The following is a 23,041-nucleotide window of genomic DNA, read 5'->3' on the forward strand; positions in this document are numbered from 1 at the left end:
CCTCATATTTCGAGGACACCAACATGAGCAGGCTCAACGGAAAGATCGCAGTCATCACTGGCGGAAATAGCGGCATCGGCCTGGCCAGCGCCATACGCTTTGCGGCAGAGGGTGCGCAGGTCATCATCGTCGGTCGTCGGCAAGAGCAATTGAACGCCGCATTGCAACAGATTGGGCATGACGCGATAGCGATCCAGGCTGACATTTCGAGTCTGGACGACCTGGACCGCGTTTACGCCGAGGTCAAAGCCACCAAAGGCCGGATTGACGTGCTGTTCGCAAACGCCGGGCTGGGCGATTTCCAGCCGCTCGGGGCGATCACCGAAGAATCCTTCGATCGCACTTTTGGCATTAACGTCAAAGGGACGCTGTTCACTGTGCAGAAGGCGCTGCCACTGATGAGCACAGGCGGTTCGGTCATCCTCACCGGTTCGACAACAGGGACCATGGGCACACCGGCATTCAGCGTTTACAGCGCGACCAAAGCTGCGCTACGTAATTTCGCCAGAAGCTGGGCGCTGGACCTGAAAGGTACGGGCATTCGCGTCAACGTCATTTCGCCGGGGCCGATTTCCACCCCAGGGCTCGACCTGGCCCTTGCACCCACTGGCCAGGCAGAGGCCATTGTTGACGGCATGGTTGCCCAGTTGCCAGTGGGCCGTATCGGGCAGCCCGAAGACGTTGCGGCAGCGGCCTTGTTCCTGGCGTCGGACGAAAGCAGCTTCATGACGGGAAGCGAGATGTTTGTTGATGGTGGATTTGCACAGGTTTGAGGTGAAGAGGAGGGCAGTCGAATCTGGCTGGATGTTGGCTTTGCGAGTCAATGCGGCGCTGACTGACGATCCAGGGTTTTTGTGTCAACCAGCCAGATAATTCCCCGTGCGCAGGGTGCTTTTCGAGTCTCGCTGTATGCGCGATGTACCGATGGTCATGCACTCGATAAAAAAATACATTTCTGAATGTTTCGGATTGACATCGAGGTGCCACCCTCGATATAAAGCAGATGTTGTACGACGACAGACGAATGTCGTCGGCCAAAGCTAAAAATAAAAACAGAGTGTCGTCCATCATGAATCCAGATCGCTTGAATATCTCGCTGATTGCCGTCGTTGCCGGCTCAGGTTTTAGTGCGCACCTGCAGGCGCAATCAAGCCCGTCGCTGCTCAACTTTCCGAACACCCGATAACTCCAGCTTTACATTCGACTCCAGCCATCGGGCGTGGAGGGCGTACACCTGCGCTCTCGAAATGTTGTCGAGAGAACCATCCGCATAATCCAATAATAAAGTGATGCTATGAACGTTAATGAAGCGGTCCACGTGCAAAGCGTTAGCCACGCCATAGGCAAATATCGGTGGACGATCTGTGCACTGCTGTTCTTTGCGACCACGGTCAATTACCTGGATCGGCAGGTACTTAGCCTGTTGGCTCCAAGCCTCTCAACCCAATTCGGCTGGAGCAATACGGACTACGCCAACATCGCCTCGGTCTTTCAGTTCGTCTATGCGATTTCCATGCTTTTCGCGGGTCGTTTCGTCGACAAGATCGGCACCAAGGCTGCCTTCATGGTCGCCATTGGGGTGTGGTCAACGGGTGCAGTCATGCATGCCTTTGCAGTACCGCTGGGAGAGGGAATCGCCTCAATATCCAGTGCGCTAGGCTTCGCAGTTATTCCGGTATCCATCGCAGGGTTCATGCTGGCACGCGCGGTACTGGCAATCGGCGAGTCGGGTAACTTCCCTATTGCGATCAAGGCCACAGCTGAATACTTCCCGAAAAAAGAGCGCTCCTTCGCAACGGGGATTTTCAACTCGGGTGCCAATGTGGGCGCAATTCTGGCACCGATTTCTGTTCCGCTGATCGCTGCTGCCTGGGGCTGGGAATCAGCATTCATCGTGATTGGGATGCTGGGTTTCATCTGGCTCGGCGCTTGGATTTTCCTATATGAAAAGCCGGAGAAGCAGGCTCGGCTGACGCCTGAAGAGTTGGCGTATATCCGCGCCGATGAGACTGTATCGGTAAACGCTGCCGACGCCTCGGTCGCAGGAGGCAAAAAAGTATCGTGGTTCAAGTTGCTGACCTACCGCCAGACCTGGGCATTTGCGTTCGGCAAGTTCATGACTGATGGCGTGTGGTGGTTCTTCCTGTTCTGGTTGCCGACTTATCTGGGCGCACAGTACGGCATGAAGGGCCAGGCAATCGTATTGCCGCTGGCGGTGCTCTACAGCATGACCATGGTGGGCAGTATTGGAGGAGGGTGGTTCCCAAGCTATTTCATGTCCCGCGGCGACAAACCGTACGACGGCCGCATGAAAGCCATGTTCGTGATCGCGCTTTTCCCGTTGCTCGTGTTACTCGCTCAGCCGCTCGGCTATATCAGCTTCTGGATACCTGTGTTGCTCATCGGTATCGGGGCATCGGCGCATCAGGCCTGGTCGTGCAACATCTTCACCACGGTATCCGACATGTTCCCTCAGAAATCCATTGCGTCGGTGGTCGGTATCGGTGGCATGGCGGGCGGATTAGGCGGCGTCGTCATGACCAAGATCGGTGGATGGGTTTTTGATTACTACAAAACCATCAACGATATCCACACCGGCTACATGATCATGTTTTCCATCTGTGCGCTTGCATACCTGGTGGCGTGGTGCGTGATGAAGGCATTGGTGCCGCGACATAAGGAAATTACGGATCTGTAAGCAGCGCGCAGGAGAAATTTACAATTTGGCGAGCTTCGGCTCAGCCCTTGATTAATGCCTAAAGCATCAGTGCGCCTGCCTTGCCCTCAAGGCGCACTGATGGGCGGTAACCCGCTTCTGTCAGCATCAATAACGTCGACTGACGATTCGAGTTAAATCTTCCTCTTTGACAGCCATGTCTGTTTCTCCTGAATAACGCCCAACGTATGCACCTCCTTGGAGCAATGCGCTGCTTAGTGGTGCATTCTATTAGCGTATACGCTTTATTAGGGAGGTATTTTGTCAAAATCGGGGGCGGTTTTAGCAAAGTGCGAGCCATGTTGTTTATTCAGATTTACGGCCATTTAACTCGTATATACGCAGGTATAGTCGGGCTCATAAAATTTCAGGAAATATTCCATCAGGGTCTTCCCATCGAAAATAAATAGTGCATACACTGTAATTGAATTCCGAATTCGCGTTTGTAGATCGTCCGCCGAGTGTCTCCAGTGGCAGCGCTATCGCTGGTGCGCTCTGATAACTAACGCCCAAAAACGGTCACTTACATGAAAAAATCTATCTCCGGAACAGCTGCGGTCGTTGTCGCTTCTTGCTGCATAAGCGCCTGCAGCAACAGCACTACGACTGCGCCACACGTCAACCAGCCCGCACTCAAAACTGTTTCCAGTCCGCTGCTACATAAAGACGGCCAGACCTTCAAAGACCTTGATCACAATGGTCAGCTGGACGCTTATGAAGACTGGCGCCTGACACCCGAAGCACGCACCAGGGACCTGGTAAAACGCATGACTGTGGAAGAAAAGATCGGTCTGATGATGCACAGCACCGCTCCCTACGTAGCGACAGGTACCGACGCCGGTTACAACCTTGCAAAGCTGTCACCCCTGATTGCTGACAAGCACATCAACCATTTCATCTCGCGTCTCAGCATCACCCCGGTGGAGATGGTCAACAGCTACAACCAGTTGCAGGGCCTGGCAGAGAAAACCCGCCTTGGAATTCCCATCAGCTTCAGCACCGATCCGCGCAATCACTTCCAGTACACCCTGGGCGCGAGCGTAAGCTCCGGTAGCTTTTCCCAGTGGCCAGAGACGCTAGGGCTAGCTGCGACAGGCGACGAAAAACTGGTGCAACGATTCGGCGACATTGCACGTCAGGAATACCGTGCCATGGGCATTCAGATTGCGCTGTCGCCACAGGCAGACCTGGCCACGGAGCCACGCTGGTCACGTATCAACGGCACCTTTGGTGAGGACGTCGACCTGGTCAGCAAGATGACCGCGGCTTACATCGTCGGCTTCCAGCACGGAACCCAGGGGTTGCAATCGGATGGCGTCGCGGCAACCGTCAAGCACTGGGCTGGTTATGGCGCGGCAAACAAAGGCTTTGATGCAATGAACGCCTATGGCCGAGATCTGGCCTACAGCGCTGAGGACTTCAAGACGCAATTGAGCCCGTTCAAGGCGGCATTTGCTGTCAACGCTGCCGAGATTATTCCTACCTACGGCGTGCCGCCTGACGGGGTTGACGTCAATGGCAAGCCTTTGGAGCGTGTCGGGGCAAGTTTCAGCAAGCAAATGCTCACCGAGTTGCTGCGTAACGAATACGGTTTCAAAGGCATCATCCTCACCGATTGGCTGATCACCAACAGCTGCACAGACGAATGCCTGACCGGGAGTAAGCCAGGTGAAGATCCAAACAAGGCATATCCCAAATACGGAATGCCATGGGGCGTTGAGGGGCTGACTGAAAAACAACGTTTCGTCAAGGCGGTGGACGCGGGTGTTGACCAGTTTGGCGGCACATTCAATACCGAGCCTCTCATTGAGGCAGTGAAGGAGGGCGCTCTTACCCTGGCCCGGATAGACGAGTCAGTAACGCGATTGCTACTGCAGAAATTCCAGCTGGGCCTGTTCGAAACGCCTTATGCGGACGCCGCAGAAGCCGAGCGTATTGTTGGCAATCCGCAATTCAAGGAAGAAGGGCTAGAGGCACAACGTCGTTCGTTGGTCATGCTGCAGAACAAGCAAAACGTGCTTCCGCTCAAGCCTGGCGCCAAGGTCTATCTGGTCGGAGTTTCAAGCAAGCAGGCCCAACAACACGGCTTGACCGTGGTATCCGCTCCGGAAGACGCCGATGTGGCGCTGGTACGCATGAGCGCGCCGTACGAGACCCATGCGACCTATGCGTTTGGATCGGGGTTGCACGAAGGCGATCTGGACTTCAAACAGGATAACGCCGAGTACAAAGAGTTGTTGAAGATCAGTGCGAAAGTGCCGGTCATCACGACAGTTTACCTGGACCGACCAGCCATCCTGAGTAACGTCGCAAAAGCCAGCCAGGCGCTCGTTGCAAACTTTGGAGTGAGCGACCAAGCACTGCTTGATGTATTGACCGGCAAGCACTCGCCAGAAGGCAGGCTGCCATTCGAGTTACCGTCGTCAATGGCATCTGTCGAGGCACAGCAATCAGGCAAGGCCGCCGACAGCAAATTACCTTTGTATCCTGTGCATTTCGGTTTGAAGTATTAAGCAGTTGCGCTGTGACAATGTGGGCTGTGTTCGTGTGAGGGAAAACCGGCTGACGGTCTATGGCTTCTGGTGCGAAGCTGTGGGCCATAAGCCGGTTGATTCGCGGATATGGCAATTAATTTATGCTGCGGTTGTCTGTAACCTACAGCATTTAATAGCCAAAAAGGTCGGGGATTGCCAGGATGCCAATTTATCTAGCTGCTGAAAATGAACTCAAAGTCGGCCAGGCTCTGGTGCTGGAGGCTCCCGCAGCAGATGGCTCTTTCGTCGTGGTTTTTGAAGATGATGGTGACACAGGTTATTTCTATGCACTGGATACTTCGGCTGTCGATAACCCGATTCGCGATGCGATGCATATATACAACGTCGCTGATGTTTCTGACCGCGACAAGCCATCGGTTGTCAAAATCGGCTGGTCGATCGATCACAGCAAGGCGGTACTCCTGATTAATGATTATCCCCATGCAGTGTTTGATTTCGCTGCCAGGCAGGGATACTGCAGATCAGGCTTTCCACCGCAGACGGGCAATGACTGGTCCGAGAGCGGGCATGAATGGGATGAGAGCGTCCTTGATCTGTTTGCTTAAGAAAATCTCACTTAGCCAGGCAGTCGGCTTGTAGGGCAGGGTGCGGGCTATCTCGCGCCCGCATTACCCGCGCTTATCTCACGAAAAATCGGCCGAAAGCTCTTGGCCAGGGTTTCGTAATCGGTTCCAGGGGACAGTGGGTTTGCGGCTGTGTATTGATTTCAATAGACCTTTTCGGGAGGCCCGAAATGCATCTGTTGCCTGACAGACAGTTGCTCAACAGCTTGTCAGCAAACAGTACAGCGCGATGTTTTGTGAGTTATACGTAAGTGCTTGATCTTGATTGACTTATGGCAATGGCACGTTTGCTGCTCCGGTGAAGAAAGTCGATCCCGGATGCAATGACGTTCGGGGTTTCCAACCGAGGAGTTCTCCATGAGTCAGCAGCCCATCAAATTTGCTTACTGGGTGCCCAATGTCAGCGGCGGCCTTGTCGTCAGCAAAATCGAACAGCGCACCAACTGGACCATTGATTACAACCGTAAACTGGCGCAAATTGCCGAGCAATCCGGTTTCGAGTACGCCTTGACCCAGATCCGCTTCACTGCAGGTTACGGTGCCGAGTTCCAGCATGAGTCAGTCGCTTTCAGCCATGCGCTGCTGGCTGCCACTGAAAAGCTGAAGGTCATTGCAGCGATCTTGCCAGGGCCGTGGAATCCTGTGCTGGCCGCCAAGCAACTGGCGACCATCGATCAGCTCACGGCCGGTCGGGTGGCAGTTAACATTGTCAGCGGCTGGTTCAAGGGTGAGTTCACGGCTATCGGCGAGCACTGGCTGGAGCACGACGAGCGCTATCGCCGCTCCGAGGAATTCATTCGCGCCCTCAAGGGCATCTGGACCACTGACAACTTCACCTTCAGGGGCGATTTCTATCGCTTTCATGATTACAACCTCAAGCCCAAGCCTATCCAGCAGCCTCATCCGGAAATCTTTCAGGGCGGCAGTTCACGCGCCGCGCGGGACATGGCGGCGCGGGTCTCCGATTGGTATTTCACCAACGGTAATACCGTGGAAGGAATCAGGGCTCAGGTCGATGACATTCGTGCCAAGGCTGCGCAAAACGGGCATTCAGTGAAGGTCGGAGTCAACGCTTTCATCATCGCGCGTAACAGCGAAGAAGACGCGCGAGCGGTATTGGCCGAGATTATCGACAAGGCCGACCCGGAAGCGGTCAATGCGTTTGGTGATGCAGCCAGACAAGCCGGCAAGGCCAGCCCCGAAGGTGAGGGTAACTGGGCCAAATCGACCTTTCAGGACCTCGTGCAATACAACGACGGTTTCAAGACCAACCTGATCGGTACGCCGCAGCAGATTGCCGAGCGCATCGTGGAGTTGAAGTCAGTGGGTGTGGATTTGGTGCTGTCGGCATTCCTGCATTTCCAGGAGGAAGTCTCTTACTTCGGCGAGCGCGTGTTGCCGTTGGTCCGCGAACTGGAAGCTTCCAGGCAGGAACAGGGTGCAAGCGTCCCCGCATGAAGCTGCCGGCTGCCGTGGACTTTGAGATTTACGGCAGCTGTTGGTGGCGCCACAGATGTTCACGTTTTGCGATCTCTATCCAGGTAGCTCCAACGGGTGTTGTCATGATCTGAGCTAGAAGCTTCGCGCTTGCGGCTCGGTCACGTTTCCTTTGAGCTTTATCAAAGCTCCAGATAATCAGTGCGATTTCTCCGTCAACTGGTGAGACAAGTTTGTCGGGCGGCATTCAAGCATGCAGTGGCAAGCATCGCCAAGCTGAAAGCAGGAGTGTGACGGTCAGGTAAAAGGCGGACACTCAGTAAGCCATTGATATAAATGAAAATACATAATAATTCAGTTAAATCACGGAAAAAAATGATGCGTTAATCATTTTTTTCCGTGGTTTAACTGATGGTCTTGGTGCTAGCCTTTTTGAGATTAATGAACCCATTCTAACCGTGCAGTTTTATTGCATTGACCACATGCCCCTCGTCTTCATACTGATGCGCTGCACTATACGCCCCTTGATTTGCTATTCACTCTTGCCGGACAGACGCGTGTCTGATGACAGAGCTGCGACGTTGGTAAAGTCGAGAATCTCGAATTGCTATGTGGTTGTGGAGGATTCGCAAACATTTTTAGTCGAAACTAGCAATCCCATACTACTTTATCATTGGTAGAAAAAAAGACAGATGAGGGAGCAAAACTTGCAATTGCACTATTGCGTTACTGGCACCCACTAAACTCCAGTAGAGTCACTCTCGCAAGCACTTCATAGCTATAATTATTAGCTAGGCAGGGGAGATAACTATTTTTGGTTTCATAACGCTAAAGCTTTATTGTTTTAAAATTTTCTGAGTGCCTGACAACCTTGAGTCCATGAAGATAAATTTCATCGTGATTCGCGCAGCAAAAAATCAACAAAGAATCTTTTAGCGAAAACAACCAGCGGATTGTGGATGACAGTTACCCTGATAACCTTGGTGCCGTCCGTCGGGAAAGCGATGTCAATGTCACTGACGATAGCGCTAACTATCTGATTCTTATGCATAAAGAAATATCTTTTTATAAAAATTTATATGGCGCACGTAGCAGGGGGCTTGATTTTCAATTAGCAGCTAACAAACTATGGAGAAAGCTTGTGAACCGAGATTGATAACTATGCGTCATGTAGAGCTGAAAAAAAATCTGCTAGTTGTTGCGCGCGGAGAGCCAGCTAGGATAACCGAGATTCTGCTTGATGCTAAAATCGAAGTGCAGTTGACTGACTCACACAGAAAATTGATCGTCGACGTTGAGGAAATTAAGTTTCTTCCGATCCCAGTAACGGACACTAGCAGCATAGGTCACTTTGAACTTGAGGAAATGGCTGATAGCGATGATATCAAGTTAGAGGATTTACTGAAGGCAAAGGAGCAACATATAGTTATTCAGCGTTTTCTCAACGGTGAAATAAAGCTTCATTCCGCTCTGAAACTTCTAGGCATCAAGAAAACTGCTTTTTATAAAGCTAGAGGTAAATTCGACGAGGCTCTTGGCCCAATCGCACTATTGCCTAACAAACGAGGGAGGAGGGGCGGAGACACGCAAATTTCTGCTGGTGCAGAGGAGATTATTTCTAATGCAATAAAAAAAATTTACAAAGGCCCTGGTACATCATACGCCAAAGTCTGGAGCGAGGTCAGTGCTCAATGTACAAAACTCAATATGACGCCACCTTCCGCGAACTCGGTTCGGTATAGGCTAAAAGAGTTAGGTGAAAAGAAACTATTCAATTTGAAGTATGGCGCTGAGGCTGCGCAGCAAAAATACGGGGCCAAGCCTGGTAAAGTTAATTTGTCTCGCCCTTTACAACGGGTACAGATGGACCATACGCGTGTGGACTGTTTTTTATGTGATGATGACGACCGCCTGCCGCTGTCTCGCCCATGGGTAACTTTAATCGTCGATGTCCATACTCGTGTGATTCTAGGATTTTACGTGGCTTTTCATGGGCCTTCCACGTTATCAGTTGCATGTGCAATTACACACGCGGTAATGCCAAAAAATTCATATTTGAAAGCTTTGGAATGTGAATACATTCCTTATCCGTTCTTTGGCGTACCAGAATTATTGCACATGGATAACGCTAGAGAGTTTAGAACAATAAAATTACAGAAGGCTTGTGCCCTGCATGGAATTACCACTGAGTGGAGACCTATGGGGAGGAAGCATTGGGGAGGACACATTGAGCGCTTAATAGGCACAATGATGACAAGTAACGTGCACTTCTTGCCTGGCACAACAATGTCTAATCCTAAGGAGCGTGGAAATTATGACAGCGAGAAAAAAGCTGCGTTTACGATCAAGGAATTTATAAAATGGTTCGCTGGCCAAGTCGGAATATATAATCACAGCGAACATTCTGCGCTTAGATGTTCACCAGCAGAGGCATGGAGAAAGGGGTTTACAGACTCTAAAGGAATATTAACTTATCCTCCTGTTATTTCTGATGCGTTTAAGTTTCGATTGGATTTTATGCCAGAGCAACTCCGCAGCATTCGCCCGATTGGAGTGATGCTAAATAGGTGTGCTTATTGGTCTCCCGAGCTAAAGGTTCATGTGGGGATGAAAAATGTAGTAATCAAATTTGACCCCTACTCGATGTATACAATATGGGCAAAAATAAACGGAGAGTACATTGAATTGCATCGCTCTGATTTGACTGCGGATGATTTTTCATATGAAGAACATGTTATTGCCAATGCAGGTCATCATAGTAGAAAAGCGAAAGGCATGAATAGCTCTGTAATGGAAATTAGAGAGAACAATGAAGGTTTGGTAACCGAAAGTATTAAAAAAACTAAGCAGGCCAAGAAAAAACGTGAAGCCAAAAAAGCTTATTTTAGTCATACGTCCAGTCAGCTCTTAGGCGAAAAAGCAAGCCCTGCCGATAGAACAAATACAAGCAATATTGACTTTACAACTATTCCCGAAATTTACCACAGCGAGGAATTTTAATATGGATGTTCCATCTGAATTGATTGGCAGTGCAAAAAACGATGATGCTAAAAGCCGGATTGCGGCTATCCACAAAGATATCTGGATTGACTGTCCTATTTCTCGTGAACCGCTTGATGCTGTTATTAACATCTTGGATGTGCCAATTCGAACGACTGCGCCTTGTATCTTGGTCTATGGAGAGGGGGGGAGCGGAAAGACAACAATAGTGAAACAGCTCCAAAAAAGAAACCAGAAGCTTGGTACACCCTACGTATTTCTTACACTGGTAGAAAACCTTAGCAATCTAAAACTCAAATCATTAATTCTGGACGCAATGGGTTTGCCAACAAGGATATCATCTGGTAAGGATACACTTCCTAAAGAAATCGGACATTACCTTCGCACAAAAGGTATTAAGGCGATTATTATCGATGAGTTTAATGAGGCTCTTTTAGTACCAAAAAACGAGCAGTTGAAAAATCTTTCTCTCTTTAAGGGGCTGTCAGGAGATCCATATAACCTTTCTGTAATTGCGTTTGGAACTAAGCTAGCACGAAATGCTCTTCAATATGATGAACAACTGGCACGGCGTTATTATTTTCATGAGTTAACTCCTTGGTCGCTCGATGGCGATTTCAGAAACTTTTTGGCAACACTTGAGAAGGCTGTTGGGTTAAAAAAGAGTTCTGGAATACACCAAGAAGAGATGCTGCGGCTGATCCATAAACTTTCAGACGGGGTGATGAATAATGTGGTTAACCTTGTAAGGTTTTCAGCAATTTATGCGATTACCTCTGGTGAAGAGCGGATTACTAAAGAGCTTATTGAGTTTGTAGCGAAAAAACCATGGGGTTATAAGGCGTAGTGGTGTCCAAAAGATGAAATTTCCCGGGCTGATTCGGCCGCTGTATGATGAAACCTATCATTCGTGGTTATTTCGCTGCGCTATACAGCCGAGTGTCTGTTTGATATCGGAACGTGAAATTTATACATGGGTTGCCGAAGATTTTAGAAATAGTATCCACCAGTATTCTTCATTGGGTGTGGAGTTCGATTTTAATGAGTCTCCAGGGACAGAGATCGCTAGCCGTTTGGGGTTTAATAAAAAATATTTAATTACCTTTTTCGGTCATCGTTCAAATTTTTTACTTTCCCCAAGTTATCGAGTCGCTTATTGCCATCTATGTATTGCATCAGATGTTCGTGGCAAGAAATTCCCTGCTTGGAGAAAATCTTGGTGCTATATAACAGATACCTATTGCGTGCGGCATCACTGCCTTTTAAGCCACATTGACGAGTTCAAAACAGTCGATAAGCAGTGGGGCGCCTTTGTTACAGGTAATGTCGGAGATTATATTCAGGGTCGGAGGTCAAGCTATTACCGTCACCAGCATGGACTTGCCCCGAGTAAGGCACGAGCCTGGTTGACACTTCGGGTACAAAAGTGGGTTCATAATTTGTACTTGGAATCACGCTCTATTTTGTTTGGGAAAAAAAATAGCATGACGCATAATTCAATGATAAATGCCGTATATTTTATGTTGCGCATGCTTTTATCTCCTAAAACTGACCGAGCACCAGCAGGAGTTGCGAGAGACATTTTCACCAATGTTTGCCCAGTTACGGTACATAAACCACTACTCCTTCCCGAGAGGTTACGGTATGGAGCTGTCCATAGCGTACCATACGAAAGAATGTGCGCAATGCTCTTGATTGGTGTGATCTTCAGGGTTTTCACTAACGCGGAACTGATCTTGTTGAATAATACTTTAGAAAAAGATGATTTTAGTATTCCAAATGTAACTCGTGACCTTGGAGTTCTTTGTGCGGCGCATGTGAATCCCGATGAACACAAAGACCTAAAGAAGCTGATTCGCGCTATGGGAGGGGCGTCGTGCTTTCACAAAGACTTTTTGAACGGTCTAATTCATACATAAGGGGTATTTTTGAATCATTATCGTGACGTTATTAGGATGAGAAGTCCGTCTGAGCTAATCTGTCCCCAAGAGTTGCTTGGTTTTGAAGTATTGGCTTAAATCTGAAAGGAGCAATTTAACCTCTGGCACACTGATTAATTAACGTCCCGTACCAGAGGACGCCAATCATAATTATTTTTATTCGTTACCACTTGAATGCCTTTTTAATTAAGCAGGCATGAAGCACCCTATGTTATTGGCATGATATAGGACCTCTCTAAGAGGTTGCGGAAGACTTTCACTTATCTGCTTTCGCTTCATCGATAACTTTGTCCACGTTGTCAGCAGCTTCTTCGGTCATACAACCCCCTAAATCCCAAAGCTGCATTGAGCGTAAGTCTTCCTCAATCTGGGCTACCAGATCAGCAGGATCAATCTGCTCGCAGATCTGGTAAGTCAAGAGAAGGAGTGATAGAGGATGCAAGCCTAGCTGACGAGCAATTTCATCAATTTTACCAAGTGTGGGTTGCTTTGCGCCCCGCTCAAGCGCACTGATGTACGTTCTGCCGCTTACGTGGGCAGCCAGCTCCATGATGGAAAGGTCCCGATTGATTCGAACGGTCCTGAGAGCTTTACCCAATGCCGTTGAGAGCCCATCTTTTGAAGATGTCATTGTGAATGTCGACCGCCAAAAGCAAGCATAGGGCCAGATATCGGAAAATGTTGCGACACCCTATAGGGTGTTTTACTATTGTTTTTACCGATTTCATGTTGTATTGTGTCTGCTCCTTACATATGGATTCTGAAATTCTGCTCAGAAACGATGATAGTTTTTGCTATATTAACTCAACGAATTTTAGTTTTTACCGCTTACGACTCGTTGCCGTAGACTTTTCTACACGCTCGCGCTCCTGCTCGCCACCTGAACTATGTCAATGTTATTGTCATGATGGAGAAAGTTAATGGATAAAGTAATTGAGAGAGCACTGCTGTCTAAATTCCCTGAAATTTTCGAGATCACCGATACTGTCCCTGATGACTTTCTGTGGGGCATTCATTGCGGAGACGGTTGGGCTCCTTTGATTTCTATCATGTGCCAGCAACTTCAGTTGCACGTTGAAACAACAGGTGGGCCACAAATCGTTGCCAAGCAGATTAAGCACAAAATGGGAATTCTCAGGTGCGTATTTGCCGATACCGATGACTACAGCAACGGTGTGATCGACACCGCTGTGGGGATGTCGTTTGTGACCTGCGAAATGTGCGGGAATAAGGGGGTGCTGGCCCGTGGATCGAAAGGCTGGATCCGTGTGCTGTGTGACCAGTGCCGCCTCGCTGATCCTGGCTGATCAGGCATCAATATGGTGCGCACCATCCTATTCCAGCCTCTTGTAAATGAGGATCAATGTCGTGTTTCAAACGCACTCCAAATCGGCCCATTGTGCTGATGAATCTGGCGCCGGTTTTTACGACCACATCTCCTATCCGTTGGACATGTATTGCTTTTACGCGAGGGCGTGTTACGTCGGGCCGAGGCTCACGGATTTCCCGACGCCCCGTATCATGATTACGTCGAGCCTTCCGCTGCTAGATCGTGTATTAAGCGGTAAGGAGAAGGGCATATCAATTCATACAATCCAAGTCTTGTTTCCTACAGATACCTGCTCCCCATCACAGGGGGACTACGACATTGGACGCGTGATGCGAGTGACGCGTCTTAAGGCTTCCGGGCGGGGCAAGCCGAGATATCTAGTCGAAAGCACGTCGGGAGTGATACTGGAAGGCGATGTAAACGGTCTGTGGGCTACCTACGAGAGAACAGTCCTGTTCGATTGCTACCCAAGGTCGTTACCTGGCGAAGATGAGAAGTATAAAGATTGGGGAACAACTGCTGACGTTCGAACAGACATTTTCCTCCGTGTTATCGATCTGTTCACGCTCGATGAGATAACAACCAAGCAATGGTGGGATCGTAGCCATTCTGGGCTGGGGGATAAGATGCCACGCGAACTTGAGACGCTAGCTGAATACCAGAAGCTGAGTGAACTGGTCGGCGAGCTTGAAAGCACCTTGAAGGGGTGAGGGAGGAAAACTGATATGACCGATATCTCGACGCTCATTATGGCAAATCACCCTGATCTGCTGGAAAAACTGGAACGGCACCTCGCTTTCGAATACAAGTTGAATGATGGCTCCACTCCTTGGTGGGTACTTAGGTCGCTCATCTCATCTCCGCGTTTAGCTGATGTCTATGTGAGTGGATTTGATCCAGATGGATACGCTGAAGTGGGTGATACCTTCCTTGATAAGCATACGATGCTTGCAGATCGCCCCCAACGGACATATGGCGTCAGTCTTGAGCGCTGGTCCCAAATTTCGACATCTGCGAAAGTCATTGAATCTTTCCCTTTCCGTGATAGGACCGTCACCCGGTTACAGCTCTGGCCCTTCGATCCTGTGGGGCTTAGTCATGAAGCGATGAAGATTGCAGTCTCCGTTTCATACACTGCGCTAGAGCTGATAAGGGAGCCCAGAATTGTTGGTGCCATCAATGACTTGCTATCAGCCTACAATTTCCAAGCAGACCCGCATGAACGTTAGCGTGGTCAGGTGCTACTAGAGTTCGACAGTCTTTGAGGTCAATCTTATTTGCAGCACATAATGAGATCGGTACCTCAATCGAATCACTGCCAAAACCTTTGAGTTGAAGCATTGTGCATATTTTGCACATTGCTTTCTAAGGCTCCTTTTGGCTGGTTCTAGGTCATACGGTTACCAGTGAGTTCTTGTCCTCAGCACCCTCGTGGCTACTAGGTTCAATTCCTTGGCTAGTCGGAGCCATTCCTTGCTGTCGAGAAGACGATGCCCGCCGTCGATTTCCGGGTTGAGAATCTCAATGAGGCGAACGACACGGGCTACGCACAAGTCGAAATGCCCGGCTAGGAGCCATTGACGTGGCGAGCCACACCACTGAGACGCTTGAGGAAGTCGCCAATACCCTGAGAAAGGCACTCCAGTTCGTCGATGCCGACAGGCTCTATCCATGCACTAGCTGCGGCATGGCACCTTTGCCACGTCGAGTCGCCAGCGGCAAGCTGCACGCGTTGAGTGCTGGTGCAGAAATCGTACGTAGAAAACTCTCGAGCGAGCGCTGAGCTACATTCGCAAATGGCGTACGTAGGTTGAGTGGGCGATCAGGTCGATTTTGATCGACGGGCCGCTTTCAAAATTGAAGAAGGCTGAAGTCAGCCAGATTATCGGGCCGCTTCAGGCTCGGGAGCTGCTTTTGATCCTACTCCCCCTGTTTATGCTTGTGAGGTTTCAGTTTTGGATGATCCTTTTGCTTTTCAGGCGTGACTCTCTGCCTCTTGTCCGGGGTGCCATCCTCGTTCGTTCTCTTAGGGCCAGGTTTAATGCTCATCGTCGATTTCCTTTATCGCTTGGGTTGTTAAATCCTGCTTTGTAGATATCCCGGCCCCTTATAGCTGTCAATAGGAGGAGGGCGAAGATCGCGTAGTCAAAGTATAGGCATTCCGGAAGTCAATAGCCGACTTGGTCATGACTTGTAAGCCACGGACTCAGGGCTTAATCGAGCCGCTTGAATCGCTCCCGAGCTTTTGAGTATGTACGTGACGTATCCATTCAGCCGCCTGCTGCCATCCATCACAGGCAGCAGGCGTCCCAAAGCGAACGCCGAAGCTGGCTATCTACTAGCGGGCGTCTTTGCATGTGCGTATTGTTTGATCGCCGCTAACTTCCCTGGAAACCACGCGGAACCACGCAATAAGGACAATGCACATGAATGTTGGAATGGATCATGCGATTGAGGCCGCAGAAAGCGAGTATTTGTGTGCCCGCGTCGAGAGCTTGTCTCGGATAAGCGGGAACCCTTTTGGTGCTCGTGTGTTTTTTAACGACGCTTTTCCATGCTTTCGAGTGAAGGCATCATCCAGTCCGATGCTCAATCGTATCTACGGCGATAGCTCCGACAAACCCGAGGCACTAGTGAGCTTGCTCCTGGATTCAACGGAGTATTCGACCGTAACGCCTCTGATCGGCAAGGCCTCTAGTTTTGAGCAATACGCTTTTGTGGGAGAGAGGCGACTGGAGCGTCTGAGGGGATGGACGCACCTGCAACTCGCTTGCTCCATCGAGGACGTGGTCTTGAACCACCACTCATTCGAAATCGAAGAGGCCACGTCACAAACGCTTCCGGAGTTCGCAGCCGTACATGCAAGTGGATTTCATACCAAGCCGGAACATCTTCAGTTGAGCCAAGCTTCGTTCGCTGGGCTGATCTCAAATGAACGTCTGAAAATTTACGTCCTCAAGGCTGATGGAAAGATCGTTGCAGGAGCGTTGATGTACTTTGCCTGCAACGGGGTTGCCTACCTTGGTACGGCTGCCACGCGAAAAAATGCAAGAGGCCAAGGCTACCATGGAGCCCTGATATCTCATCGGATAGAGCAAGCAAAGAAGCGCGGCAGCCTTTTTATTGCCGCAACCGCGCTTCCCAGCTCGCAAAGTCGCCGAAATTTGCAGCGTGCAGGGCTATCGATATCCCACGCTCAAGCCCTATATCGCCTAGCAGATAGCTAAAACATGGCTCCGTAGTAGCGTTTGCTTTTGGTCGGTAACCAAGCATTTGGCGTTTGATTGACTATAAACAATTCCCAACCGTCAATTACTCATGGACTATAGGTGTATTTGTCGGCCTCTTCATAAGGCCAGCGCTCGTAGCTCCAGGAGCCCATGAATGAACGTCAAGATTGAAGCGTTGATCGCACGCAAGATCGGCTTCGCCTCCCACCAGAACGCCGTCCCGCTTGTACGTGAACTGAGTCTCTGGAACCAAGAAGAAACAAACTTTGAAAACCTGACCCTGACATTGAGCACGGACCCAGACTTTGTCGAAAGCAGGACCTGGCATATCGACCGCATTCACGCGGGTGATCGCCTCAACATCTCTGAGCGCGACATCAAGCTCAATGCTGGTTACCTGTCCGGATTGACTGAAAGCCTGAGCGCCGATGTTGTCATGCGCCTTTCCCAAGGCGACAATTTACTTGTCGAACACCGCTTTCCTACTGAACTTTTGGCACGCACTGAATGGGGCGGTTTGAGCGCCATGCCGGAGTTGCTGGCTGCTTTCTGCATGCCCAATGATCCGGCTATAGATCGAGTTCTCAAAGCGGCCTCTCAAGTCTTGCGACGTGCAGGGAAGAAAGACGGCATTGATGGCTATGAGAGCAAGTCGCGCACACGTACTTGGGAGCTTGCCTCGGCCATCTGGTCTGGAGTGTGCAGCTTCCAACTGAGCTATGCATTGCCGCCAGCTAGCTTTGAGCAACAGGGCCAGAAGGTTAGGCCTCCGAGCGTGGTTCTGGAGAATGGCATTGCAACATGTCTGGATACCGCATTGCTCTTCGCAGCGGCTTTGGAGCAGGCTGGACTCAACGCCCTGCTTATCATGACCAAAGGACATGCTTTTGCAGGAGTTTGGTTGCAACCACAAGAGTTTTCCCAGCTGTTGACAGATGAAGCGTCGGCGGTACGTAAGCGTCTAGATTTGAAAGAAATGGTGGTCTTCGAGACCACCCTTGCTACCCAAACGCCTGCGCCTAGCTTTTCCCAAGCCGTTGCGGCTGCGGAGCGGCAACTCGATGATGAGCAGTTCATCATGGCCATTGATCTGCATCGCGCCCGGATGCAGAAGATTCGCCCGATGGCATTGGTGTCGGCAGTGAATACATCCGCAGCGACCGATGATGCACGACCGGCCGTTGAAGGGTTGGAGGAAGCTCCGGCCCTTCCAGGCTTCGATGTTGAGATAAATGACGGTAATGAAGGTCCGGCTGGCAAACTCACGCTGTGGCAACGTAAGCTCCTTGATCTGACCACGCGTAACCGTCTGCTGCATCTCCCGGACAGTGCCAAAGGCGTGCGTCTTCTCTGCCCGGATCCAGCGGCGCTTGAAGACCTCCTCTCCAGTGGCGGTCGCATTCGGGTAATGCCAGTACCTGACCTGAAGAGCAGTGGCCGTGATGTGGCCCTGTATGAGCAGCAGAATAATGAAAGCCTGGTCGACGAAGTGGCTCGTCAGGCACTCGCACGCGGTGAAGTGCTCGCCAGTCTGGAGAAGGTCAAACTCGAAGCGACGCTGATTGATCTGTTCCGCAAAGCGCGCAGTGATTTGGAGGAGGGTGGCGCGAATACTCTTTTCCTGGCTATCGGTTTTCTTAAATGGAAAAAATCCGCAGAAGACCCGAAGACGTATTCAGCTCCGTTGATTTTGCTTCCGGTAAAACTCGAACGCAAAAGCGCCTTGTCCGGGGTAACGTTGAGCCTGCTCGACGAGGAGCCGCGTTTCAACCTGACACTGCTTGAGTTGCTCCGCCATGATTTTGAACTCGTGATTCCCGGCTTGGATGGCGAACTACCGAGTGATGAAAGCGGCATTGATGTGACTGGCATCTGGAACATGGTACGGCGAGCGGTGCGCGATGTCCCAGGATTCGAGGTTAGCACTGAGCTTGTTCTGGGCACATTCTCGTTTGCCAAATATCTGATGTGGAAAGACCTCAACGCCAACGCAGCGCTGCTGCTGCAAAGCCCATTGGTTAAGCATCTTTTGGAGCCAAACGCGGCAGGTGAGGGCTTCTCCGGCTCAGACGATTTTCCTAAACCTGAGCGTCTCGATTCCACAGTAACACCGGCACAGCTCTTTGCCCCATTACCGGCTGACTCTTCACAGCTATCAGCCGTTGTGGCATCCGCTAGTAATCATAGCTTTGTAATGGATGGACCTCCCGGAACCGGTAAGTCGCAGACCATTGCCAACATGATTGCCCATAACCTAGCGCTGGGCCGTCGCGTGTTGTTCGTGGCTGAGAAGCGTGCCGCCCTCGACGTGGTTTATCGTCGTCTGGCCGAGAAGGGGCTGGGCGAATTCTGTCTGGAGCTGCACTCAAGCAAGGCTTCGAAAGTTGAAGTGCTTAAGCAGCTGGATCGTGCGTGGGACGTGAGCGACGCATTGAGTGCTGAAGAGTGGGAGCGTGAAGCCGCTAGATTGCAAACGCTGCGCTCACGTCTCAACCAACTGGTCGAAGTTCTTCATCGCCGTTGGGGAAATGGCCTTACCCTGCACCAGTCGATAGGCCGTGTTGTTCGTGACCATGGCCTTCAGACGCCAAGGTTATCCTGGCCTGCAAACACCGAACATGACGCGGCTGAGTACGGCCAGCTCCTCGACTTATCCCGTCGACTTGGCCTCAATGGGACTGCTGCGCGAGACCTGTCAGGCAAGTTCGGCGCTCTGGCGCAGACCCAATGGTCGAACGCCTGGCAGGCGCAGATCGCCAGTGCTTCTCGTGAGTTACCGCAGGCGCTTGATGCGTTGAACGCCGCCAGCGAAAGACTGGTTGGCTTGACGCACCTGTCGTTGCCTATCGCTGAAGTGATGCAGGTCCAGCAGCTCAGCGATTTGGTAGCTCTGGTTGTGAAATCTTATGGCCAGAACCTTTCATTCGCTTTCGCCCCCGACGCTGTCACACGTATCGAATCAGCCCGTCGCGCTTGTCAGTTGATCGAGAGCTATCGGGAGCTTGAAGAAAGCCTATCTTTGGATTACGCCGATGAAGCTTGCCGCCGCATTCCGTTCGAACAGATGCGCAGTGAGTGGAGAGAGGCTGAGAGTAAGTTCTGGTTCCTGGCGACATTCGCTAAGAAAAAGGCGGCGAAGAAATTGGCCTCTTTAGGTGGCGCAGCGGGCCTTCCTGATATGGTTGCCGATCTCGCCATTTTCGAGCGCCTGCATTCACAGCTAATGGAGCTGGACGCGTTGTCGAGTGACATGCAGTCAATTCCTGGCTGGCAAGGACTGGGGAGCGATACCTCCCGCACACTGCACGCCGTCATACTGGCCGAGAATCTGCGCGCGCTGCTGAGCGGCCTGGCTGAATCGCCCGACCACTTGGTTGCATTGCGCGGCGCAGTCGCGCGTCTAGTCATCGATGCGAACGACATGTTGGCGCCGGGTGGGCAGATCGGTGCTGCGCTAACAACTTTGCAACAGACCTTGTCCCGATATGACGATGCAGTCCGGTTGTTTACTGGATTAGCTGCATCGCCCCCTGGCACGCATCCTAGCGTTACCGCATTACGTACTACTTCACTGTCCATCCAGCAGCAGGAAGAGCAGCTCAAGGCCTGGTGCGATTGGTGTCGAGTGCGGGAGCAGGCTACCGAGGTGGGTTTGTCCAGCCTTGCTCAGGCGTTAGAAGCGGGAAGCTTGTTGCCAACGGCAACTGAGGACACCTTCGTCACCGCCTATGCGTATTGGTTTGCCACTCAGGGCATCGACAGCGAACCGCTGCTGAGAAACTTTGTCGCAGCCGAACACATGAGTGATATTGGCTCTTTTGCTCGATTGGACGATGAGCTGGCAAAACTTACGGTGCGTTACATCCGGGCAAGACTCTGTGGTCTGATCCCGTCAAAGAATGACATTCCCAAGAGCAGTGGCTTCGCAATTCTCAAGCATGAATTGCAGAAGTCTCGTCGGCACAAACCCGTCCGGCAGTTGGCCATTGAAATGGGGGATGCACTGAATCGCCTGGCGCCGTGCATGCTCATGAGCCCGCTATCGATTGCGCAGTTCTTGCCTGCCGATCAGCCCCCATTCGACCTGGTCATCTTCGACGAGGCATCTCAAATTGCTCCATGGGACGCAATCGGTTCGATTGCTCGCGGCAAGCAAGTGGTGATAGCTGGTGACCCGCGTCAAATGCCACCGACAAACTTCTTCAGCCGTGGGCCCAATGCCGGTGACGACGATACGGCCGAAGACATGGAGAGCATCCTGGACGAATGCCTGGGGGCAGGGGTGCCAAGCCACAGTCTGAGCTGGCACTACCGCAGTCGCCATGAAAGCCTGATCGCGTTCTCGAATCACCGTTACTACGACAGCAATTTGATCACCTTTCCTGCGGCAGAGACCCGTGCAAGCGCTGTTGAGTGGCGCAGAGTCGAGGGTGTATACGCAAAAGGTAAGGGCCGCTACAACCAGGCGGAAGCTGAAGCGATTGTCAGCGAGACCGTCAAGCGTCTTACCGATCCTGCGTTCATTGCAGCTGGCCATTCAATCGGGATAATCACGCTCAACTCTGATCAACAAAAACTAATCAACGATCTGTTGGACGCAGCCCGCAAACAGTACCCACAGATCGAGCCGTTCTTCCAAGACACCCAGACTGAACCGGTAGTGGTGAAGAACCTGGAAACGGTCCAGGGCGATGAGCGCGACCTAATCATGCTAGGGATCGGTTATGGCCCCACCGAGGCGGGCGCGCCGGTCATGTCCATGAACTTCGGGCCTCTCAACAAAGATGGTGGATGGCGCAGGCTGAACGTCGCGATCACCCGATCTAGGCGGGAGATGTTGGTATTCACATCGTTCGACCCGTCGATGATCGATTTGAATCGGACCAACGCTCGCGCCGTTCGCGATTTAAAGCACTTCATTGAGTTTGCGCAGCGCGGTCCAAAAGCCTTGGCCGAGGCTATACAAGGCTCTGTAGGTGGCTACGACTCGCCGTTCGAGGAAGCCGTCGCCCAAGGGTTGCGGCGTCTCGGTTGGCAGGTTATCCCTCAAATCGGCGTATCGCGCTTCCGCATCGACCTGGGCATTGTTCACCCTGATCGCCCGGGCGACTACTTGGCGGGTGTTGAATGTGACGGTGCTACGTACCACAGCGCTGCCACCGCGCGGGACCGCGATAAGGTCCGGGGTGCAATCCTCAAGGGCCTGGGCTGGAACCTGGTACGGCTGTGGTCAACAGAATGGTGGGTCAACAAAGAAGGGGCGTTGCAGAAGCTGCACGCTGCTCTAAACGATCTTCTCGATCAATCACGGAACGAGTTTACTGCGTGTCAAGTAGCCGACGAGCCGTCGGTAGCTCCCTTCGTGATCGACTTCACGACCGATATCGTTGTTAACGACCTGTTACCCGAAGCTCTTTTGGCATCCGAGAGTGAATTGCCAGCGGAGATTGGTGAAGTTCGCATCGCACGAGCCCATAGCGTTCAATCAATATCTCTGGGGCAGAAGAGAGAGTATCGCGTTGCGGACCTTTCGCCCCTTTCGTCGATGATCCAGGCCGACCAGTTTCACATGCCCGAGTACACCCCTGTGCTACGTCAGATCGTCGAAGAGGTGCTGCGCCAAGAAGCGCCAATTCTAGATGCACTTCTGGTCCAGCGGGTTGCTCGTGCACATGGCTTCCTGCGATCAGGACGACTCATTCGGGACCGCGTGCTGGAGTTGGCCGAACAGCATCATTACGTTCAGAAAGCAGGGTTTGAAGAGGTATTCATCTGGCACGCAGAAAGCGATGTGATGGAGTGGTCTACATACCGCGTTCCGGCTTCAGCCAATGACACGCGCTCTATTGAAGAGATCGCAGCAGAGGAGCTACGTATCGCAGCAAGCATCATTGATGCGACTGATACTGCACTGGAAGTGGCACGGTTGCTCGGTGTCAAACGGCTTACAGGCGCAGCTCGTCAACGGATAGAGCGGATTCTCGGCGGCTAGAAGAGCTTGATCGATGTGGCAATTCAAGACACTCAATAGGATTGGCTTAGGAATAGACTTTGAATTGTATCCTGAGAGGCATATTCCAGCGGTTCAGTAATTTTGGCTGCTGGGTACGCCTAGCTTATGGCGTGATGGGGCACCTATGCAGTAAGTTTTCGCCGCGCCTCTAATTCGTCACGCCATTTTTTAAGGGATTCGATGTCTACCCTTAGCTCCGCCTCCTCCGGTGGCTGAACCGGCGTCACTTTTTCTGATTCTGGAGAACCAATCCAGAT

General features: G+C 51.3%; 15 protein-coding genes and 2 pseudogenes. 15 read left to right on the top strand and 2 right to left on the bottom strand.

Annotation, left to right across the window (positions count from 1 at the left end; all coding sequences use genetic code 11):
- Positions 1-23 precede the first annotated feature (23 nt).
- The 5 genes from RX972_RS02525 to RX972_RS02545 all read left to right on the top strand — a co-directional run bounded on the left by RX972_RS02525 (position 24) and on the right by RX972_RS02545 (position 5,816).
- The gene (locus tag RX972_RS02525; RefSeq protein WP_027900375.1) at positions 24-773 is read left to right on the top strand and encodes an SDR family NAD(P)-dependent oxidoreductase; all 750 of its coding nucleotides are present in this window, start codon (positions 24-26) and stop codon (positions 771-773) included.
- A 251-nt stretch (positions 774-1,024) separates the two neighbouring features.
- The gene (locus RX972_RS02530; protein ID WP_161628588.1) at positions 1,025-1,186 is read left to right on the top strand and encodes a hypothetical protein; all 162 of its coding nucleotides are present in this window, start codon (positions 1,025-1,027) and stop codon (positions 1,184-1,186) included.
- Positions 1,187-1,294: 108 nt separating this feature from the next.
- The gene (locus tag RX972_RS02535) at positions 1,295-2,698 is read left to right on the top strand and encodes an MFS transporter (protein ID WP_316872453.1); all 1,404 of its coding nucleotides are present in this window, start codon (positions 1,295-1,297) and stop codon (positions 2,696-2,698) included.
- Between the two features lie 545 nt (positions 2,699-3,243).
- Complete coding sequence (locus tag RX972_RS02540; RefSeq protein WP_316872454.1) at positions 3,244-5,229, top strand: glycoside hydrolase family 3 protein; 1,986 nt, start codon at positions 3,244-3,246, stop codon at positions 5,227-5,229.
- Positions 5,230-5,411: 182 nt separating this feature from the next.
- Entirely contained in the window at positions 5,412-5,816 is a 405-nt protein-coding gene (locus RX972_RS02545; RefSeq protein WP_263267111.1) for a DUF2251 domain-containing protein, read from the top strand.
- A 6-nt stretch (positions 5,817-5,822) separates the two neighbouring features.
- On the opposite strand, the pseudogene RX972_RS02550 reads toward RX972_RS02545, so the two are convergent.
- A pseudogene (locus tag RX972_RS02550) lies at positions 5,823-5,953 on the bottom strand (monooxygenase); the annotation flags it as partial.
- Between the two features lie 238 nt (positions 5,954-6,191).
- Between RX972_RS02550 and sfnG the strand changes: the two are divergent.
- The 4 genes from sfnG to RX972_RS02570 all read left to right on the top strand — a co-directional run bounded on the left by sfnG (position 6,192) and on the right by RX972_RS02570 (position 12,190).
- Positions 6,192-7,292, top strand: a complete 1,101-nt coding sequence (gene sfnG / locus RX972_RS02555; protein ID WP_316872455.1) for a dimethylsulfone monooxygenase SfnG — start codon at positions 6,192-6,194, stop codon at positions 7,290-7,292.
- 1,140 nt (positions 7,293-8,432) lie between these two features.
- Positions 8,433-10,271 (top strand): Mu transposase C-terminal domain-containing protein, encoded by a 1,839-nt coding sequence (locus RX972_RS02560; protein ID WP_316872456.1) that lies wholly within the window; start codon positions 8,433-8,435, stop codon positions 10,269-10,271.
- A gap of 1 nt (position 10,272) precedes the next feature.
- Entirely contained in the window at positions 10,273-11,118 is an 846-nt protein-coding gene (locus RX972_RS02565) for a TniB family NTP-binding protein (RefSeq protein ID WP_316872457.1), read from the top strand.
- Positions 11,119-11,131: 13 nt separating this feature from the next.
- Positions 11,132-12,190, top strand: a complete 1,059-nt coding sequence (locus RX972_RS02570) for a TniQ family protein (RefSeq protein ID WP_316872458.1) — start codon at positions 11,132-11,134, stop codon at positions 12,188-12,190.
- Positions 12,191-12,467: 277 nt separating this feature from the next.
- On the opposite strand, the gene RX972_RS02575 is transcribed toward RX972_RS02570, so the two are convergent.
- On the bottom strand, positions 12,468-12,842 hold the full coding sequence (locus tag RX972_RS02575; protein WP_316872459.1) for a helix-turn-helix transcriptional regulator: 375 nt from the start codon (positions 12,840-12,842) through the stop codon (positions 12,468-12,470).
- 289 nt (positions 12,843-13,131) lie between these two features.
- Here RX972_RS02575 and RX972_RS02580 point away from each other — a divergent pair, with 289 nt between their 5' ends.
- The 6 genes and pseudogenes from RX972_RS02580 to RX972_RS02605 all read left to right on the top strand — a co-directional run bounded on the left by RX972_RS02580 (position 13,132) and on the right by RX972_RS02605 (position 22,763).
- The gene (locus tag RX972_RS02580; protein ID WP_316872460.1) at positions 13,132-13,518 is read left to right on the top strand and encodes a hypothetical protein; all 387 of its coding nucleotides are present in this window, start codon (positions 13,132-13,134) and stop codon (positions 13,516-13,518) included.
- Between the two features lie 421 nt (positions 13,519-13,939).
- Entirely contained in the window at positions 13,940-14,251 is a 312-nt protein-coding gene (locus tag RX972_RS02585; protein ID WP_316872461.1) for a hypothetical protein, read from the top strand.
- Positions 14,252-14,266: 15 nt separating this feature from the next.
- Positions 14,267-14,770 carry a hypothetical protein gene (locus RX972_RS02590; RefSeq protein WP_065835730.1) on the top strand — a complete coding sequence of 168 codons (504 nt, stop codon included), beginning with the start codon at positions 14,267-14,269 and terminating at the stop codon, positions 14,768-14,770.
- 338 nt (positions 14,771-15,108) lie between these two features.
- Positions 15,109-15,324, top strand: a pseudogene (locus tag RX972_RS02595) (methionine synthase); the annotation flags it as partial.
- Positions 15,325-15,967: 643 nt separating this feature from the next.
- Entirely contained in the window at positions 15,968-16,768 is an 801-nt protein-coding gene (locus RX972_RS02600) for a GNAT family N-acetyltransferase (RefSeq protein ID WP_316872462.1), read from the top strand.
- A gap of 157 nt (positions 16,769-16,925) precedes the next feature.
- Positions 16,926-22,763, top strand: a complete 5,838-nt coding sequence (locus RX972_RS02605; RefSeq protein ID WP_316872463.1) for a DUF3320 domain-containing protein — start codon at positions 16,926-16,928, stop codon at positions 22,761-22,763.
- The last annotated feature ends 278 nt before the right edge of the window (positions 22,764-23,041 follow it).

This window comes from Pseudomonas syringae group sp. J309-1 (assembly GCF_032582135.1).
GTDB classification, from domain to species: domain Bacteria; phylum Pseudomonadota; class Gammaproteobacteria; order Pseudomonadales; family Pseudomonadaceae; genus Aquipseudomonas; species Aquipseudomonas quasicaspiana.

Coding starts and splice junctions, on each gene's coding strand:
- RX972_RS02605 (WP_316872463.1), top strand. CDS start 16,926: ATGAACGTCAAGATTGAAGCGTTGATCGCACGCAAGATCGGCTTCGCC.
- RX972_RS02540 (WP_316872454.1), top strand. CDS start 3,244: ATGAAAAAATCTATCTCCGGAACAGCTGCGGTCGTTGTCGCTTCTTGC.
- RX972_RS02525 (WP_027900375.1), top strand. CDS start 24: ATGAGCAGGCTCAACGGAAAGATCGCAGTCATCACTGGCGGAAATAGC.
- RX972_RS02530 (WP_161628588.1), top strand. CDS start 1,025: ATGTCGTCGGCCAAAGCTAAAAATAAAAACAGAGTGTCGTCCATCATG.
- RX972_RS02565 (WP_316872457.1), top strand. CDS start 10,273: ATGGATGTTCCATCTGAATTGATTGGCAGTGCAAAAAACGATGATGCT.
- RX972_RS02560 (WP_316872456.1), top strand. CDS start 8,433: ATGCGTCATGTAGAGCTGAAAAAAAATCTGCTAGTTGTTGCGCGCGGA.
- RX972_RS02570 (WP_316872458.1), top strand. CDS start 11,132: ATGAAATTTCCCGGGCTGATTCGGCCGCTGTATGATGAAACCTATCAT.
- RX972_RS02580 (WP_316872460.1), top strand. CDS start 13,132: ATGGATAAAGTAATTGAGAGAGCACTGCTGTCTAAATTCCCTGAAATT.
- RX972_RS02535 (WP_316872453.1), top strand. CDS start 1,295: ATGAACGTTAATGAAGCGGTCCACGTGCAAAGCGTTAGCCACGCCATA.
- sfnG (WP_316872455.1), top strand. CDS start 6,192: ATGAGTCAGCAGCCCATCAAATTTGCTTACTGGGTGCCCAATGTCAGC.
- RX972_RS02545 (WP_263267111.1), top strand. CDS start 5,412: ATGCCAATTTATCTAGCTGCTGAAAATGAACTCAAAGTCGGCCAGGCT.
- RX972_RS02575 (WP_316872459.1), bottom strand. CDS start 12,842: ATGACATCTTCAAAAGATGGGCTCTCAACGGCATTGGGTAAAGCTCTC.
- RX972_RS02600 (WP_316872462.1), top strand. CDS start 15,968: ATGAATGTTGGAATGGATCATGCGATTGAGGCCGCAGAAAGCGAGTAT.
- RX972_RS02590 (WP_065835730.1), top strand. CDS start 14,267: ATGACCGATATCTCGACGCTCATTATGGCAAATCACCCTGATCTGCTG.